This window comes from Methanomassiliicoccales archaeon (genome assembly GCA_013415695.1).
Taxonomy (GTDB): domain Archaea; phylum Thermoplasmatota; class Thermoplasmata; order Methanomassiliicoccales; family JAAEEP01; genus JAAEEP01.
The window spans coordinates 1-18,311 of the sequence record JAAEEP010000008.1 but is presented as its reverse complement, the minus strand read 5'-3'; the positions used below and the strand labels follow the sequence as shown (position 1 = coordinate 18,311).

The 18,311-nt window shown below is 50.5% G+C and carries 13 protein-coding genes; 10 read left to right on the top strand and 3 right to left on the bottom strand.

Features of this window, described 5'->3' with window-relative positions; genetic code table 11:
- Window positions 1–107: 107 nt before the first annotated feature.
- From GKC03_05200 to GKC03_05180, 5 genes are all read left to right on the top strand, one after another.
- A complete protein-coding gene (locus GKC03_05200; GenBank protein ID NYT11935.1) occupies window positions 108–1,163 on the top strand; it encodes a hypothetical protein in 1,056 nt (351 codons plus the stop codon).
- Between the two features lie 89 nt (window positions 1,164–1,252).
- Entirely contained in the window at window positions 1,253–1,918 is a 666-nt protein-coding gene (locus GKC03_05195; GenBank protein ID NYT11934.1) for a cobalamin-binding protein, read from the top strand.
- A gap of 17 nt (window positions 1,919–1,935) precedes the next feature.
- Window positions 1,936–2,985, top strand: coding sequence for a hypothetical protein (locus tag GKC03_05190; protein NYT11933.1), 1,050 nt, complete (start codon window positions 1,936–1,938; stop codon window positions 2,983–2,985).
- 10 nt (window positions 2,986–2,995) lie between these two features.
- Window positions 2,996–4,612, top strand: a complete 1,617-nt coding sequence (locus GKC03_05185; protein NYT11932.1) for an amidohydrolase — start codon at window positions 2,996–2,998, stop codon at window positions 4,610–4,612.
- Window positions 4,613–4,745: 133 nt separating this feature from the next.
- Window positions 4,746–6,086, top strand: a complete 1,341-nt coding sequence (locus GKC03_05180) for an aminotransferase class III-fold pyridoxal phosphate-dependent enzyme (GenBank protein ID NYT11931.1) — start codon at window positions 4,746–4,748, stop codon at window positions 6,084–6,086.
- A 179-nt stretch (window positions 6,087–6,265) separates the two neighbouring features.
- Here the strand turns inward: GKC03_05180 and GKC03_05175 are convergent, their stop codons facing one another.
- The 3 genes from GKC03_05175 to GKC03_05165 are packed head-to-tail and all read right to left on the bottom strand — an operon-like array spanning window position 6,266 to window position 10,442.
- Window positions 6,266–8,041 (bottom strand): aldehyde ferredoxin oxidoreductase family protein, encoded by a 1,776-nt coding sequence (locus GKC03_05175; protein NYT11930.1) that lies wholly within the window; start codon window positions 8,039–8,041, stop codon window positions 6,266–6,268.
- Window positions 8,042–8,068: 27 nt separating this feature from the next.
- Window positions 8,069–9,922: a DUF4445 domain-containing protein gene (locus GKC03_05170; GenBank protein NYT11929.1), complete on the bottom strand. Its 1,854-nt coding sequence runs from the start codon at window positions 9,920–9,922 to the stop codon at window positions 8,069–8,071.
- A gap of 55 nt (window positions 9,923–9,977) precedes the next feature.
- Window positions 9,978–10,442, bottom strand: coding sequence for an Lrp/AsnC family transcriptional regulator (locus GKC03_05165; GenBank protein ID NYT11928.1), 465 nt, complete (start codon window positions 10,440–10,442; stop codon window positions 9,978–9,980).
- Window positions 10,443–10,637: 195 nt separating this feature from the next.
- On the opposite strand from GKC03_05165, the gene GKC03_05160 reads away from it, so the two are divergent.
- The 5 genes from GKC03_05160 to GKC03_05140 form a co-directional block, all read left to right on the top strand.
- Complete coding sequence (locus GKC03_05160; GenBank protein ID NYT11927.1) at window positions 10,638–11,117, top strand: DUF3795 domain-containing protein; 480 nt, start codon at window positions 10,638–10,640, stop codon at window positions 11,115–11,117.
- Between the two features lie 9 nt (window positions 11,118–11,126).
- Window positions 11,127–11,855 carry an SDR family oxidoreductase gene (locus tag GKC03_05155; GenBank protein NYT11926.1) on the top strand — a complete coding sequence of 243 codons (729 nt, stop codon included), beginning with the start codon at window positions 11,127–11,129 and terminating at the stop codon, window positions 11,853–11,855.
- Between the two features lie 63 nt (window positions 11,856–11,918).
- Entirely contained in the window at window positions 11,919–12,551 is a 633-nt protein-coding gene (locus GKC03_05150) for an O-methyltransferase (GenBank protein ID NYT11925.1), read from the top strand.
- A 242-nt stretch (window positions 12,552–12,793) separates the two neighbouring features.
- Window positions 12,794–14,671 (top strand): hypothetical protein, encoded by a 1,878-nt coding sequence (locus GKC03_05145; GenBank protein NYT11924.1) that lies wholly within the window; start codon window positions 12,794–12,796, stop codon window positions 14,669–14,671.
- Window positions 14,672–15,096: 425 nt separating this feature from the next.
- The coding region (locus GKC03_05140) for a hypothetical protein (GenBank protein NYT11923.1) at window positions 15,097–18,311 on the top strand (3,215 nt) is incomplete at its 3' end.

Below are 18,311 nucleotides of genomic sequence, written 5' to 3'. Positions count from 1 at the left end.
TTTCTATATTCCCTGGCTTCGTTGAAACCGCAGTTCACCTTGATTTATGAAGAAAAAGTATATGAATGAATGAGTGACAAAGTCTAACGTACCAAGGGGGTTTTTTGGTGTCTGAAGAAATGACTCCAATGCAAAGATTTGAAGCAGCCGCCAATCTCGAAACACCGGATTACGTACCGGCAAGCCTTTTCGGAGGGATCTTTGAGGTCAACTTCGTGCCAGGCATGACGGTTCCCGATTTTGGGATGAGTGGCGAGAATATGGCTAAGGCGCATATCGCATTCTATGAGGAGTGCGGTGGTGATACGATATACTGCCTCTCTGACATGGGACTAATTGTGCAGGGCTGGGGTGTCAAGATGAAGATGCCGGATGAGCCCAACATACACATGGCCCTCGGAGAGTTCCCGGTGAAAGAACCTGAAGATTGGGAGAAGCTCGAAGTACTTGACCCAAAGAAGGATGGACGGATGCATCTATACCTGGATGCTTGCCGCATCGTGACGGACAAGTACGGCGACAAGGTCCCAGTCGGTGTCTCCCTTCCGAGTCCAATGACGACGACAACTCACGTCGCCTCGATGGAGGACACACTGGTTCACATGATGACCGAACCAGAGGCGCTCAAGAAAGGTCTCGCGACGATCGAGCAGACCATAGCAGACTTTATCAATGCCTGCATTGACAGTGGTGCATTCTACACGGGTTATCTGACAACAAGGGCTTCGAAGGAGATCACCACAGTGGATCAGTACAAGGAGTTCGGAGCTCCGTCGGATGAGTATGTCTACAGGAAAACACCAGGCGCTATCCACTTCCCCCACATCTGCGGGGTCGAGCCAATGTTCGACCTCATCAGCGAGTGGGCGAAGAAATACAGCAATGTCAAGGGAATTTCCTGGTGGGACCGCGGAGCCACACCCAACCTGAAGGAGGCAAAAGAGGGATGGGGTGATCATCTATGCCTGATGGCCGGTATTGACCACACCAACACCCTAATGGAATCGCCAGCGGCAATCGAGGCCGAGGTCAAGGACGCATGCGAGATCGCCATGGAAGGAAGCGGTCTGATACTCGCACCCGGCTGTGAAGTTTCGCCATTGACTCCATGGGACAACATGAAGGCATACTTCAAGGCCGCAAAGAAATACGGCAAATACTGAGAATTGGACACAGTTCCATTCTCAAATCTTTTCCTTTTATTACGGGGAGTATGGGCTACTCATAATCATGATTCAAGGAGGTAAACCGAATGGATGAATCTCAGAAGAAGAGTATCTACGATACAGTAGTCAACGGTAAGGCCAAGGAGGCTGTTCAGTTGGGAACGGATCTCTATGATGCAGGAGTGAAGAGCACCGAGATCGGGATAGTCCTTATCGAGGCCATGAACTTCGTGGGTCACCAGTACAGGGAAAGGGTTATTGCCCTTCCTCAACTGATATTGGCCACCCATTCGTTCAAGAAGATTCTCGAACCATATGTGAAGGACACAGTGGCCGAATCCGGAAAGGTAGTAATGGGCGTAGTTCAGAACGACATTCACGATATTGGAAAGAATCTCGTAGTGGGAATGCTGCAGGTATATGGTTTCCAGGTCAAGGACCTCGGAAAGGACGTCCCCCTCGACAAGTTCATCGAGGCCGCGAAGGAGATCGGAGCGGACATAGTGGGTGCAGGTACCCTCCTCACCGCAACCATGCCAGAACTGCAGCTGATCCGCGAGAAGATGGAAGCAGCGGGCCTCAGGCCCGACGTGAAGTACATGGTTGGAGGGGCTCCAATAACCACCACCTTCGCCAAGAAGATCGGTGCAGAGGGCTATGCAAGTGACGCCATCTTGGCCGTCAAGACCGCCCAGACCCTCAAGAAAGGAGAGACTTCCTACCTGGCCTCGAAGGAAGATAGGGCCGCATAATCAGGGGAATCTATCCCATGTCAAACGAAATGAGCTCTCTTGAGAGGGTACATGCCGCACTTAACCATGAGTCTATGGATCGTGTCCCAGTCTCGGCAATGGGCTGGACAATAGGTGCAAAGGCCGGGGGTTACAGCACCCAGGAATACTCAGCAGATGGCGAGAAGATGGGCAAAGGCCAGGTGGCCTTCCAGAAGGCCACTGGAATAGATCTTCTCCACCCAACTTCAGATGTGGGTCAGATGGCTGAGGGATGGGGAGTCAAGATGCTGTACAAGGAAGGACTTACGCCAATGCTCGGTGAGTTCTCAATACTAGAGCCAGAGCAGTGGGAGACAATGGAGGTCATTGACCCCCTTAAGGATGGAAGGATGCATGTCACCATAGACGCCGTCAAGTACATCCGGAAAGAACTTCCAGGAATCTCCATTATGCCCTATGTCCCCTGTCCTTTGACCTCCGCAACTCATGTGAGGGCCATGGAAGAGGTTATGATCGACATCCTGCTCTATCCAGATCTGCTTCACAAAGGACTCAAGACCATTACAGAGACAACGATAGCATACATTGACGAGATCATAGCCGCGGGCGCCGATGGCGCACTGTTCGCACCGACTCGAGCTAGCGCGGAGATCACAACCATCGATCAATATCGAGAATTTGGAGCCCATTATGACCACAAGGTTCTGAAGGCCCTCAAGAAGCAGGATGGAAAGAACATACTCCATGTATGTGGTGTCGAGCCAATGTTCGAGCTGCTGGCTGACTACCCAAATGCCAATGGGATCAACTGGTGGGACAGAGGTAGCAACCTGAACATCGCAGAATCTAAGGAGGCTTATGGGACCAGGGTGTGCCTAGTCGGAGGTCTTGATCAGACCAATGAACTCCTCTACGGAACTGAAGAGGAGATAGAAATCCAAACCAAGGACGCCATTGAGAATGGATTTGCTGATGGGACAGGATTCATCCTTGCTCCTGGATGCGAGATTTCTCCTCAGAATTCCTTCGATCGGATAAGTGTGTCCGTGAAGGCGGCCCATAAGTACGGCGTTTGGAAAGGTTGAGGTGAGTAAAATGTGTGAATTAGGATTGGACGTGGCAGTGATCAACGCCAATGTCATCACCGTCGACAGCAGGATGAGTCGTGCTGAGGCGGTGGGGATCATCGGTGACAAGATCGCCGCTGTGGGCACTAATGACGAGATAAAGAAGTCGACCTGCAAACATACGAAGATCATCGATGCAGGGGGTAAGCCGGTAGTCCCAGGATTCTGTGACTCTCACATGCACCCCTTACTCTACGGACACTTCGCAGGCGGCGTGAAACTCATGGACGTGAAAAGCATCCCCGAATTCCTGGAGAGGGTGAAGGAGAAGGTCAAGGAGACTCCCAAGGGAAAGATGATCCTCGGCTTCGGCTGGAACCAGGAGAACATGGAGGAGAAGCGCTTCCCGACAAGGTGGGAGGTTGATGAGGTAGCTCCTGACAACCCATGTTTCCTAATACATTACAACGCGCACATCTATCTCATTAACACGGCTCTTATGAAGGAGAAGGGAATAACGAAAAACACACCAGCTCCGCCGGGTGGAGAGATCGTTAAGAATGAGAAGGGGGAGCCGACCGGTGTTCTTCTGGAGAATTCCATCAATCTCATCGCGCCAGGCTTCCTGGAGACAGGCGCTGGTCTCTTCACCTTTGAGCAGAGCAAGGATGCACTGAAACTGGCCGTTGATGATGCCGTAACCTGGGGCCTAACCTCCATAATGGATGTTCTCGTTGGTGACGCTCAGGTCAAGGCATACCAGCAACTGGATCGTGAGGGAAAGCTACCTCCGAGGGTGAACTTCCAGATCGCATTCGAACTTCTCGACGAGCTGGTGAACCTCGGTATCGAGAGCGGTTTCGGCAACAATAAGGTCCGTTTCAACGGCATCAAGCTCATCCTGGACGGCTCACTTAGTAGCAGGACTGGAGCCCTGAGAGAACCATACGCTGATGATCCAAGCACCAAAGGTATCATGAGGCACACCCCGGAGTTCTTGAAGGAGATCGTATACAAGGCCTACAAGAACGGTATCCGGGTAGACATTCACGCTTTGGGCGACGGGGCCAACGAGGTCGTCCTCGATGTTTTCAAGAAGGTCGATGAAGAGCTTCATCCAGTCGACCCCAGGTACAAGATCAGCCACTGCTTGATCCTTGGAGAAGACCTCATAAAGAAGTACAAGGATCTTGCCATAGTCGCGTCCATACAGCCCGTTTTCGGCATGAAGGGCCAGTACTGGGCACCAAGGCTTGTAGGGCCCGAGAGGGTGCAGTACTCTCACGCCTGGAAGCGGCTGGATGACGCGGGAATCCACATGGCCTCTGGTACCGACGCGCCCATCGAGACCATGAACCCGCTCATGAACGTCTATGCTGCCGTGACCAGGAAGGATCCGGATGGGAATCCGCCCGATGGATGGAGACCTGACCAGAAGCTCTCTGTGGAGACCGCGTTCAAGATGGTTACCATCGAGGGAGCGTATGCCACTGGTGAGGAGGATGTCAAGGGGAGCATCGAGGTGGGCAAATTTGCCGACCTGGTAATGATCTCGGATGACCCCTTCGCAGTGGAACCGGATGCCATCAAGGACATCAGTGCCCTGTGGACAATGGTTGGCGGCGAGATAGTCTACGAGAAGTGAACAACCTTTAAAAGGAGGGACAAACCCTCCTTTTTCTAAAATTTTTTTCAGAAATGACAGTCGAATTCGGTCTTTCTGAAGGGAAGGATTTAGAACCAGTATCATAGTAAAAGTGATTGAAAGGGGGAGTTCCGTGACAAATGATGAACTCAAGGGAATAGACATCAAAGTTGAACCCCCTGGTCCTAATGCCAAGAAGATCCTCGAAAGGGATAAGAAGTACATGGCAACCACCAACAAGGTGATGCCGGTTGTGGCCAAGAAGGGTCAGGGCGTGTATATCCAGGATGTGGACGACAACGTTTATCTTGATTTCCAATCTGGAATAGCTGTTACCAATACCGGGCACTGTCATCCCGCCGTGGTGAAGGCTGTTCAAGAACAAGTGGCCAAACTGATTCACTTCCCGGGAATTCTGCTCTCGCAGAACCTGGAGGGTGAACTGGCTGAGGAGATCGACAAGATCGCACCAGGCGATTTCACTAAGAAGACCTATTTTAACTGCAGCGGAGCCGGGGCAATCGACTGCGCCATCAAGGTTGCCAGATGGGCCACCCAGAGACCAAGGGAGATAGCATTCATAGGTGCATTCCACGGCAAGTCGATCGGCGCAATGAGCCTTACAGCCAGCAGGAACGCGTACCGCAAGGGGTTCTTCCCTGAAATGCCGGGGGTTCTGCATGTACCGTTTGCATACTGCTTCAGATGCCCATACAAGATGGAGTATCCAGACTGTGACTGTTACTGCGCAAAGATAATCGACGAGATGTATCTGCAGAAGTTCATTCCACCCGAGGAAGTAGCTTCGATCTTCGTGGAGCCCATTCAGGGAGAGGGCGGTTATATCGTTCCTCCGCCAGGATGGCACAGGACACTAAAGGACATCTGTGAGAAGTACGGTATTCTATGGGTCTCCGATGAGGTCCAGGCAGGCTTTGGACGTACTGGAAAATGGTTCGCGATCGAGAACTTTGACATCGTACCTGATGTCATTGTGGCTGCCAAGGGCATCGCCTCAGGAATGCCTATGAGTGCCGTGATACTCAACGAGAAGTATGATATTCAGCAGCCAGGAGCCCAAGCCACGACCTATGCTGGAAACCTTGTCACCTCAGCAGCTTCCCTGGCCACTATCAAGGCCATGAAAGAAGAGAAGATGCTGGAGAACGCCAAGACCCAGGGCGACTATCTGCTCAAACAGCTCAACGAGTTGAAGGACAACTACGAGATCGTAGGAGATGTCAGAGGAATCGGCCTCATGACTGCCATCGAGATCGTTAAGGACAAGAACTCGAATGAACCGGATCCAGAGACCCGTAACGCCATCTGCATGGACGCTATGAAGAAGGGGCTGCTCATCCTGTTCTGTGGTCCCAGTAGCATCCGCATCATACCTGCGCTGAATGTAACTAGCGATCAGATAGATGTGGCAATGGCCCTTCTTGAGGATCAGCTCAAGGAAAAATCCAAATGATTGAGGGAACAGGGCTGACCCCCCCCTCCCCCCTTTTTTTAATATACTGACTTGATCATTCAGCTTCAGCATTTGGAATTGCTCAGCTGTTGATAAAAGAAAACAATGTGAGGAATGGGACTTGCACCTTCAAGCCCCCTTTTCTTTGGATTTGAATCTTCAATATGTTCTTTGCAAGGTCACAAATCCTCGGGAGGTATTCCTTCCTCGGACCAGTTTCTGGCCTTGTAATACTCGTCTAGCATCCTGTCGTAATCTTCTTTCACCACGACATGAGCCTTTGATGAACCCTCGGTGAATGGAACTTCATAGAAGATGTTTGGAAGGTAATCATCCTTCCTTGAGATCCCCTCCCTCGTGCTGAATGTCCGAGCCATGTTAACGATCCTCTCAGCGCACCGCTTCAGCTCGTCAGTGTTCACATCAAATCCAGTGGCGTACTTGTAAAGATCTGTGAGGTCCTCCCAGCTGTACGCCCCACTAACGAAATTGCATAATATCATCGAATCGAATATCGCAAGGAAGTCCTCCGATCTCTTGACGAAACGCCCCTTGCCTTCGACAGCGAATCTATCCACGACTCCTCTTCCTTCTGGTAGGAAAACAGATGAACGAAGATGATCTGCCCCCCTCACTCCGACACCATATGAAAGGGCCATTCCGTTATAGCCACGAGGATCATATCCCGGAGGTTCAAGACCCTTGACGTGAACTGCTATGTCCTCTAGGTCCAGGAACTCAGAAGCCCGCATCACTCCATCGGCAAGGATGTCTCCAATACCCTCACGGTAAGAGATCATCCTAAGCAGTTTGAAAGTATCCTCAGCCGAACCAAAGTCTATGGGAAATCCTAGTTCCAATCTATCAAGCTCATTAGCCCTCATGGTAAAACCCACGACATTCCCGGCGGTGATCGTATCCAGTCCAAGCAGGTCGCAGATCTCATTGGCTTTGGTCACGGCTCGTATGTCGGCTATCTCGCAAAGACCTCCGAAGGCGAAGATGGTCTCGTACTCTGGACCTTCCACCACGGTGCCCTTGAACTCGCCTTCCTTGACGGAGGAGAGCTTTCCGCAGCTCACCGGGCAGTTCCAACAGGCCTTGTTCTTGTCAACTATGAGTTTAAGCATGGTCTGAGCGTTGATGGTTTCGTGTGCATCGAAAAAGCCTTTTTGCCAATAGTGGGTAGGAAAGGTCCCTAAGGCATTCTGGGCATTGACCATCACAGGCGTTCCTTGCACGGTAAGAGGACCATCCTTTGGTATCTTGGCTAGTATCTCTTTGACCTTGGCCGCGAATGATTCTTCGTCCGCAAGACCCACCTTCTTAGTGCCTTTGATGGCGATCGCCTTCAGGTTCTTGGATCCCATTACGGCCCCTCCACCAGCTCGCCCCAGCTGTCTGAAGTAATCGTTGGATATGCAGGCAAAGTTCACCATGTTCTCACCGGCTGGACCGATGGTCATTACTTTAGCATCCGGCTGTCCAAGCTGCTCCATGACGGCATCCTCGGTCTCGCGTGTATTCATGCCCCAAAGATGGCTGGCATCGTGGAATTGAACCTTGCGATCGATAATTGAGATGAAGGTGGGTGAGTTCGCCCTTCCTGAAATGATGATGCCATCGTAGCCCGCTCTTTTCATCTGGGGGGCTAGATGTCCTCCGGAATAGGACTCTCCCCAGATGCCTGTCAGGGGTGACTTGAAGAACACGCCATACCTATTGGAGGTGGGAGCCATCGTCCCAGTGAGCGGTCCTGTCATGAAAGCCAGGATGCTATCAGGAGACAATGGGTCCACACCATTTTTAAGTTCAGTTAGAAGAAGGTGAGCTCCAAAACCCTTACCTCCGATGTATTCTCTTGCTATCTTCTTCTTGAGGGGTATTTCATCTTGAGTCTGATCAGTTAGATTTAATCTAAGGAACTTCCCAGTGTATCCCTTCATAGTAACCACTGCCGCCCGACATTTGTTCTTGTATGTCTAATTAATTTTCCTTCCTGAATTCCGGCCAAGAGCAGGATTCGACAGCGTCCGAGTTTGGCTGATCAGAGCCTCTACCTCAGGGAAAAGGGAAGGTTCGAAGTGAGGAATAAACATGGCCTCGTAGAACCTCTCCTCGAACTCTGGATGAGCTGCGAGTTCAAGGTATCTCACCCACTTAGAGAGTTCCTTTGCCCTCTCCCGGCAAGCCTTGTCTAGAAGGGCGATTTTCGCTCCCGCTCCTGCAGCGTTACCAATGCTCTCGATCCTTTCCAACGGGATTTCTGGAATGACCCCAATGTTACGTGTGCTCCCTATGGATACGTAATTGCCGAAGGCACCTGCAAGGAAGACCTTATCGATATCTTGAGTAGACACATCCAACTCGTCCATTAGAAGCGTCGCCCCCACATAGAGGGCCGATTTGGCATACTGGATGCTTACAATATCGTCCTGGGTGATGACGATCGGCTCACCCATTGCCGACTCTTCTCCAGTGGCGATGACGAATTCCGATTGCCCATCGATAACCCTTATTCTAGGAATGTCAAGCTCCTCGATTATCCTGCCAGATTGGTCGATCACCCCGGCCTTGAACATCTCCCATACCGCATCCACCGCACCGGAGCCACAGATGCCCTTCGGGGATAATCCGCCAATGGTCGAGTAATGCACATCATCATCGATGGTGAGATGGTCGATAGCTCCTGGAACTCCTCTGATGCCGCATTTCAGGCTTGCGCCTTCGAAGGCGGGTCCGGCTGCGCATGAGGCGCTGATTATGCCGTCCTTGTTGCCCAAGGAAATTTCCCCATTGGTCCCTATGTCTATGACGAGTGTAGGACGCTCCCTCTCCCATATGCGGCTGGCCAATAGGGCCCCGACATGGTCTGCGCCCACGAAACCCGCTATGTTGGGCAATGAATAGACGTATCCCCTTCCCATATTGATTCCGAGGCTCACGCCCCTCTCCTCAATGGAACCAGCAACGACCGGAATGTATGGCGAGAGGGCAAGGCTTGAGGGGTTGAGACCAAAGAAAAGGTGGTGCATCGCCGTATTACCGACGACCACAACTTCGTGGATATCCCTAAGTATGGCTCCAGCCTCGACTGTGCAGCTCTCTATGAGCTGGTTGAGGCAACCTATAATCTCCCGTTGAAGCTCATGAAGGCCGTTATCATTTGCCATGGTGAAGGTTATCCTTGAGACGACATCGTCACCATGGGCTATCTGGGGGTTCATGGCAGATTTCACGGCCAGCACCTCACCCGTAGGAAGGTCTACCAAGTACGCGACCACCGTGGTGGTACCGATGTCGACCGCAACACCCAGGACGCGGTCACCCTCGCGTTTCAAGTCCAGGATCTCTTTGCCTCTTGTCACAGCATTCATCGGTTCTCCAGCTTTCAATAATGAGGGAATTGATCGCAATAATTCGATGGAAATAATAGAGGGCTTCTCCTCATGTTCTGGAAACGAGGCTATGATCCTTTCTAGATCTCCCACCTGATTTTCCAGAGATGCCTTTGCCACACTCAGGACGACCGATCTCACGCAAGGGTCTACCTTGCTCTCTGCAATGGACTCCTCAAGGATTACCGATCTTTCCCTGATGAATTCTGTAGGTACCTCTACGATGAGGTCCTCCTGGGGAATCACCCGGCAGGCAAGTCTCATGCCCATTGAGATGTCAGCCTTGGAAAGGTGTTTTTCCTCATCATCGGTCAATGGACTGTCCAGTCCCTTTATTATTACGCGGCAGCGACCGCAGGTCCCCTTTCCCCCGCAAACCGAATCGAGTTCGATCCCTGCCCTTCTGGAAATTTCCAGCAGGTCCTCTTCTCCTTTCAAGATATCAGCAGTTCTTCCAGAGGGTTGAAATCTGACCTTCACTCGTTCTATGGAATCACCAGTAGTGGCGGTATATGCTATATATATCGGTAATCTGCGCTATCTCATAAACGCAGAAGCAATCCCTTTTAATGGCGAGCTCTCTCGCCACCCTTTCCGCGTCCTTTGGACTCTCAGCATGAAATAGAATAATAGCGCTGAAGGCCCCTATCGCAGTGAAGACCTGGATGGTGGCTTCGTGGTTCTTCAAGAAGCCCAATGCCTTTTCCTGGTCATCATGTGATGTTCCGGTGGAGAATTTGACCATTGCGGCATAGATGAGATCTCCCAACCGGTCGTAGTAGATGAGGTTGGCCTTCTGGAGCACCCTCATCTCCCTTAGCCTCTCTATGCGATATCCAACTGATCTACTGGTCATCCCAAGCTGTTTGGCGATCTGTTCATAGGTCCAATCAGGGTTGTTTGATAATATTAGAAGAAGTTCCTTGTCCTTCTTGTCTAGTTTCTCTCTTGATGTCATGAGACCACCTGAATCATCGATTGTTATTCCAAGCCTATTAGCTTTTCCCAACGACGAATGTCGGAACGGCGAACATCGAAACGGATTTTCTTCCAAACTCCGTCTGGATGTGATTGACGATCGGAGCATTCGTTCATCGAGGTGCTTCTCTGTACCGATAGTAGGATAAGCGTTCCCACCTAATGAGTTTTAATGATGAATGAATCTTTTAGCAGTGAAGGTGCATCGGTGGCTTACGGTGACCTTCATTGCGGGGGTTGCTTCTTCCACAGCGACGTAATAACGGATCTGGCAAGGGACCTCAGGAAGGAGTTTAGGCAGTCGAGATTCGATCTGACCGCCAAGGTCCTCGCCGAAAGCGGCTTCTTGAGAGTTTTTTCGGACTACGAAACTTGTTACGAAGTCCTAGAAGACATGGTCAAGCTCCGGTGCAAGAAAGGTTGCCGAGAAGGTGGAGGTTCTCCTCAATGCAAGATTCGCAAGTGCTGTCAGATGAAGGACATTCGAGGTTGCTGGGAATGCGGTCATTTCGAGAGCTGCGAGAAGCTTGATTTCCTCTGGAGAAATCATGGAGAGGCACATATCATCAACCTTCGGAGATTGAAGAGGATGAGGATTGGGGAGTTCATTGAGGGCAAGCACGATTGGTATGTGATAGAGAAGAAAACAGTTTAAGGAGTGAGTATGGAAAACAAGATCGTAGCGATCACTGGAGGAAGTGGCGGGATCTGCGGAGCCATGGCCCGATCCCTTCTTGCCTCTGGGTACAAGGTCGCAATCCTTGATATTGAGGAGGTTGAATGGATCCGATCATTTGGAGATGATATATTGTTCATTAATTGCGATGTCAGGAGCGAGAATCAGATCGGGGAAGCCGTTCGGATGATCGTTGATACCTGGGGTCACATTGACATATTGGTCAATGGTGCTGCCGTGGTCCACTATGCGGATCTAATTAGCCGCGACATGAACATCGAAGATGAGATCGATGTAAATTTCAAGGGAGCGGTGAATGTGATCAGGGCCGTTCTCCCTTATATGTTGGAGGGGAAGGGCGGGATCGTACACAACATGGGTTCTCTCCTTGCTTTCTCTGGTCATAAGAACATGGGAGCCTATGTATCAAGCAAAGCAGCTCTTGCCGCGTTCACATCAACCCTGAGAGAAGAGATGGGAGGAACTGGGATAGTGGTGAACATGTTTTATTTGCCGCTGACCCGAACAGCTCTTACCCATGATTCTGGAATGCGCCAAGGCCTAATGGCCGATCCTGAGAAAGTAGGATTGAAACTCGCAAAGAAAATTGAATCCACCGCACATGATGTATATGCGGATTTTAGGACCCGGGTGCAGGCAAACCTGATTCGTACTTTTCCAGGTATCGCTTCTCGTTTCATCCAACTCGTTTCTTGAGTGAGATTAACTAGATTTAATCATGGTCAGATTTCTATTTGTCCAATATAAGGGTGTGAGTTGATGGCGCTATTAGACAAAGACATCGAAAGATACGTGAATGAGGTGACCCAGGAAGTCGAACCCGTGTTCGAAATGCTTCGTGAGGAGACCTATAGGGATACTTCAAATCCTGGGATGCAGGTGGGAAGAGTTGAAGGCACATTCCTCCGAATGCTCGTGGCAATTAGTGGAGCTAGACGGATCCTGGAGCTCGGAACGTTCACTGGATATTCAGCCCTGATGATGGCTTCTGCCCTGCCCGATGATGGGATCCTCTTGACCCTTGACAATAACGAGGGGCACTTGTCAATCGCCAGAAGATACTTCTCAATGGTAGAATACGGCAAGAAGATAAGACCATTATTGGGAAATGCCTTGGACATTCTTCGCGAGCTAGAAGGACCATTTGATCTCGTGTTTATTGACGCTGATAAGGAGAACTATCCAGCATACTATGAAATGGCGATGGAGCGTCTGCAAAACGGCGGGTTAATCATCGTGGATAATGCACTCAGAGGTGGGGCGGTAGTTCGCCGTGAGGATGAAACAGCCAGAGCTACTGACAAGCTCAACCGGATCGTTGCCAAAGATGCGAGAGTGGAGAATGTCCTTCTTACGGTAAGGGACGGAATAATGATCGCGAGAAAGAAATGAAGCCTCGTCTCCGATGTTGCCAGTGCAAAGGCGGGTCCTGCCAAAGTTGTTAAATATCCATCAGGTTAAATAGAAACTTAAGCACAAAGAATAATAAGCTTCTATCAAGGCTAGGAGAACGACTGTAACAATTGGACTCGATCACTTCAATGTTGATAGAACAGTGAATTTGGGGAACTGAACAGCATACATGAAAGATTCAAGTGCCTTCTAAAGGACATGTTGGTAACATAAGGAGGAAAATGAAACGATCCGTTGACTCTTCAATTACCACCAAGGGAATCATAGCTGTGTTTGCCATACTCCTGGTTCTTCAAATCATCCCCTCTTCAGTAGGTCAGGATCATACCAAGAGCATCCAGCTCTTGGAGGGCGGAATAGAGCCTTATGGTTTCGATTCCTACATTCTCCCCTCTCTCGACAGTAATGACACTCTTTACGTCTACATGAATGGAACTTCAGGTGACCTTGATCCGTTCATTGTGCTCACCAATTCGAGCGCCAATTTAACAGACATCTTGATACTATTCAAGGAAAGGATCGCTGAGGCGATAGAGAACGGCCAAGACTACCACATGGCCATCACCGAGACGGCGAACCAGCTGTTTCCGGCATGGGACGACGATAGCGGTTGGGGCTACGCAGCCACTTTCGAATGGAATATCAGTGAGGATGGAGATTATAAGCTGGTCGCGATTGGAGCCCCATTGACCGGCACTTTCGGGTTCTATTCGCTCCTGGTGGGATTGAATTCTCCCGAAATTCTGAATGGAACAGGAGTACCAACAGGGGACATCATCGCAGTCTTGAATCCGGAGGAATCCACGGGACGTGTAGGGGTTCAGGAGTTTACAGGAAGTCTCGACTCCACGAACGGATCGAAGAGTTACACACTGGCTGAGATTTTCAAGGACGATGTACTCTACATTTTCATCGAGACTACGAGTGATCATGATGTTCCTTGGGTGACTCTATACGATTTCGGAGGCAAGTCGCTTAGGACTGCCAATGAATCCCAGGACAGATCGAATGCCACCCTTGCCTACACGTTCGATGGTGATTGCTGCAACTATAGAATCGAGGTTTCGGAAGTCATAGAAGACGACAACATTTCTATCGATTTCCGCCTCCTGGTGGGCTTAAACCAACCCGATGTGCTGACCGGCAACGCAACCCTGGGCGGAAGGAATGTCATAGTCGCCTCCATCCCGGTAAAAGTTGGGATTGAGCTTGATCAGATCACCTCGGTGGACCAGACAGCTGAGAACTATGCCATTGTGGCCAATTTATGGATGCAGTGGAACGATCCCCGCCTGGCCTTCAATCCAGACCTTTATCAGGGCTCTAATAGAATATTCCGTAGCGTTGACGATTTCGTTAATGCTTACGGTGAGCTTTGGCCAGAATTTACAATATTCAACCAGCAGGGAAATCGATGGACCCAGAACCTAATCATTCTGGTCGAGTCCAACGGCACCGCATCATATGTCGAGCGGTTCTGGACAACTCTTCAAGCACCTGACTTCGACTTCCGCAACTTCCCGTTCGACACCCAGCGATTCTATATTCGCATCCTATGTCTGTACAGCGAGGAAGTGTATCACTACGTCGCTTGGGATGATAAGAACTCGGTGGGTGACCAGCTGGGAGAAGAGGAGTGGTTCATCACCAGCCATAATACGGAAGTCACCACAGTGGAGTTCAACAAATTCAGCTCGATGTTCTCATTTGGATTTGTGGCAGAGAGACACATAAGCTACTACGCCATACGGATCTTGGTCCCCATCATCATAATTCTTGGCCTTACGTGGGTCACTTGGTCCATAAGGGACTACGGTCGAAGGATCGCAGTTGCCACAGGCAACCTTCTTCTTTTCATAGCTTTCAGTTTCACCATTGGTGATGATCTGCCGAAGTTGGGTTACCTCACAACGATGGACAAGATACTCATCAGCACTTTCATCTGGACTGCGATAGTTGTTGCCTATAACTTCTACCTAAATCGTCTGGAAGAGAAGAAGAGGTCAGAGCTATCACTGAAGATCGATCGATTCTTGGTTTGGACATTCCCGTTCGCATTCCTGCTCACCTATCTAATAATCTCTTGGATCTTCCCTTGATGCCGGACCTCAGTACAATAGGACCTTTTTCTCCGGACCTACAGGCACAGGTCAACGGTCAAAATCATCGATTTCTTGAGAATTGATGGCTGATCCTTTCTGAAAGACTTTGCAGCTTACTTATATTTGATATGAACCTAGCTAAGTAATCAGAAATCTATTTGTATTTTATTATATATGATACTATTATAAATAATAATGGCTACATTATCTTATGAAAGATGAACATCGAGTCTAAATTAGTTACATATACAAATCATTTACTTGATGCAGATTCTGTCTGGAACAAATGTCATATTAGAAAAGAATGAATATTTGCGTTATCGTTCATCGGAAGATATATATTACTATCCCTCTAAATATCAATCACCAAATTACTGGGGGGATACGCAATAGATAAAAGAGCGAATGCAAGGCTCGTGGCCTTGCTTGTTACTCTTGTGGCGGTTGCCATGATCAGCATCGCTGTCGTGGGCGCCCAAGAGTTTGGCCAAACGGCCACCCTAGCAACTGACGGAGAGGCAGGAACATCCCTCACTGCCTCCAAGACTGCTCAAGGTTTCAGTGAACAGATGCTGGAAATCTGTTACGACATGGATAAGACAGCATTGACTGAGAACTTGGAACTCAAACGTGGTCAAGAGGGAAATATCTCCTATCAGATCGATGTATCTAAGGAGATTAAGCCAGGAGACGTCGTGTCGTACGGCGTCAGAGGATACATTACGGTCAAGAACTGTGGAGAAGCACCCACGGAAAATCTGACCATAACCGACTACATACTGTACCAGACTGGAGGTGGACCTTATCAGGTACTTACCTCCTTCAATGTTGACGTTTCCGTAAAGCCAATTCTGCAAGCCGGAGAATCATACATCTACTCGTACAGCCAGAACTTCATTCCTGTAGCGGATGCCTCATACAAGAATCGGGCGAACGTAACCATAACCAATCATATTGGTTACATGGGCACACCATTCGGACCCTCCCCCGCAGCTGATTTCTCGCTGCCCGCGGAGCCTGAAATGATTGGCCCAGCTCCCTGCAAGGCGATAATCACTGATTTCGTCATGATGCCACCCGGCTTCCAGCTAATGGCTGGTCCTGGCGGTCCATGGGAGTTCACCGAGAACGGCACGGTTCAGTACGACATCACAATCAAGAATGTTGCTGCTGAGCCCAACCAGTGCTTCGACGTCATCAACCTCGCGAACATGACCCGGTGCGACGGCTGCCAGTGCGAGAACGACTCCACGACCGTCCCCGTTTGCACACCGTGCAATCCCGCTATCTCAATTGAGAAGGGAGGTCCAAACTGCGCGTTTGTAGGTGATGAGATCACATGGTCTTTCAACATCAAGAACACTGGTGAGGAACCCCTGACCGATGTCACCTTATTCGATCCGTTGATTGGTGCCGAGATCCTGTATGGCGGCACCCTTAACCCTGGAGACTGGTGGAATCTAACACTTGCCTCCACAGCGGAGAGCATGGGTGAGCTTACGAACGTTGCATGGGTTACTGGTGACACCATCTGTGGAATTCAGGTCAACGAGACCGATGACCACATGGTGATGGTATACGGTACACCTGGAATAAGCATCGAGAAGACCGGTCCCGACTGTGTTCTTGTCGGAGACACGATCACATGGGAGATCCATATCCAGAACACTGGTGATGGAACCCTCAGCAATGTCGAGATGGTCGATGCACACCTGGGCGTTACCGAGGCCATAGGTACTCTCGCGCCTGGTGCTTGGGCCAACTTCAGCTACTCGGAATCAGCCGTTTCAGTTGGAGAGGTCATCAACACTGCGTACGTCACCGCTGACGCACCCTGCGGAGCTCAATTGAATGAGAGCGCAAGTGCCTCAGTGATGGTTTACGAACCACCAAGCATCAGCCTCGTGAAGACCGGTCCCGACTGCGTGTTCGTGGGCGAATTGATCACATGGAATTTCACCATTGAGAACACTGGAATCAGCGCTCTAGAGAATGTCACTCTGGTCGATGCCACGATTGGTGTGAACGAGAATCTTGGTACGCTGGCACCTGGCGCCACGATCTACTTCGAGGTAGCCATGACCGCCATCGAACCAGGTGAAATCGTCAACACCGCTTACGTGACAGGCGAAGGACCCTGTGGTTCAACTGCCGAGGCCAATGCCTCCCACACCGTGATAGTCTACCCAATGCCAAGCATCAGCCTGGTGAAGGGCGGACCCGACTGCGTGTTCGTGGGCGACGACATCGTTTGGACATTCAATGTCACAAATGATGGCCCGGTCACACTGACCAACGTCATGCTGGTCGAAGTGACCTTCGGTGGAGGTGCTTCAATCGGCACTCTCGAGCCCGGCATGTCAGTTGAGCTGACCTTGACAACCACAGCTGGAGCCAAGGGAGTCATCACTAACGAAGCGTATGTCACAGCCACTGCCCCGTGTGGAGCTGAGCTGAACGTCTCAAGCAGTCACACCGTGACTATTTGCGACTACCCAAGCATCAGCCTCGTGAAGGGCGGTCCTGACTGCGTGTTCGTGGGCGACGACATCGTTTGGACCTTCAATGTCACAAATGATGGCACCGAGACTCTTACCAACGTAATGCTGGTCGACGAGACCTTCGGTTGGTCCGAGTCAGTAGGCACTCTTGAGCCTGGTGAATCGTTCGAAATGGAGTACACTACCACCGCTGAAGCTGCCGGAATGGTAACCAACGATGCATATGTTACAGCTGACGGACCATGCGGCTCAACACTCAATGTGTCTGATAGCCACACGGTGAAGATCTGCGCACCCGCTATCTCCTTGGAGAAGGGCGGCCCTGTGGATGTCCTCATTGGCGATCCAATCGAATGGACATTCGCAGTCCAGAACATAGGATCCGATCCACTGTCCAATGTCACCCTGATTGACCCATACCTTGGCATAGTCGCCGAGGTGTTCACTGACAACGGTGGAATACTCGAGCCCGGCATGTGGTGGAACTTTACAAAGACTAGCATAGCCGATGTATTGGAACCCATCACCAATGTAGCCTACATTGAGGCCGATGGCTGCTGTGGCGCCAAGCTGAACGTCACCGACGATCACACGGTCGATGTGAAACCAGGGGAACCACCTCGAATCAACATCGCCCTGGAGAAGGGCGGTCCTGAAGTAGTTTCTAACGGCTCTTCCATAGTGTGGACCTTCAAGGTCACCAACATTGGAGAGCTGCCTCTGTCCAACGTGACAGTTGTTGATCCGTTCTTCGGAGAGACCTTCGAGTACATGGGCGAGTTGATGCCCGGTGAGAGCTGGGAATTCACATTCTCAACCATCGCTGACATCGGAGAAGGCTTCATCTGCAACGAGGCTACGGCATATGGATGGTATGTTGGCCTAGAGGTCAACGCTACCGACGATCACTGTGTCGAAGTCAAGGAGTGTATACTCAACTGCATGGAAGTCACCAAGACTGGTCCCGAGGAGGCTAACCCCGGTGATATGATCACCTACACAATAACGGTGAAGAACATCGCCCTTAGCCCTCTGTGCAACATACATGTTGTGGACCCCATGCTTGGACTCGACACCTGGATCTGGTGCCTGATGCCCTGCGAGGAGTGGTCAATTAAAGTGGACTACAAGATACC

Coding starts and splice junctions, on each gene's coding strand:
- GKC03_05195 (NYT11934.1), top strand. CDS start 1,253: ATGGATGAATCTCAGAAGAAGAGTATCTACGATACAGTAGTCAACGGT.
- GKC03_05190 (NYT11933.1), top strand. CDS start 1,936: ATGTCAAACGAAATGAGCTCTCTTGAGAGGGTACATGCCGCACTTAAC.
- GKC03_05185 (NYT11932.1), top strand. CDS start 2,996: ATGTGTGAATTAGGATTGGACGTGGCAGTGATCAACGCCAATGTCATC.
- GKC03_05165 (NYT11928.1), bottom strand. CDS start 10,442: ATGACATCAAGAGAGAAACTAGACAAGAAGGACAAGGAACTTCTTCTA.
- GKC03_05160 (NYT11927.1), top strand. CDS start 10,638: ATGAATGAATCTTTTAGCAGTGAAGGTGCATCGGTGGCTTACGGTGAC.
- GKC03_05155 (NYT11926.1), top strand. CDS start 11,127: ATGGAAAACAAGATCGTAGCGATCACTGGAGGAAGTGGCGGGATCTGC.
- GKC03_05150 (NYT11925.1), top strand. CDS start 11,919: ATGGCGCTATTAGACAAAGACATCGAAAGATACGTGAATGAGGTGACC.
- GKC03_05145 (NYT11924.1), top strand. CDS start 12,794: ATGAAACGATCCGTTGACTCTTCAATTACCACCAAGGGAATCATAGCT.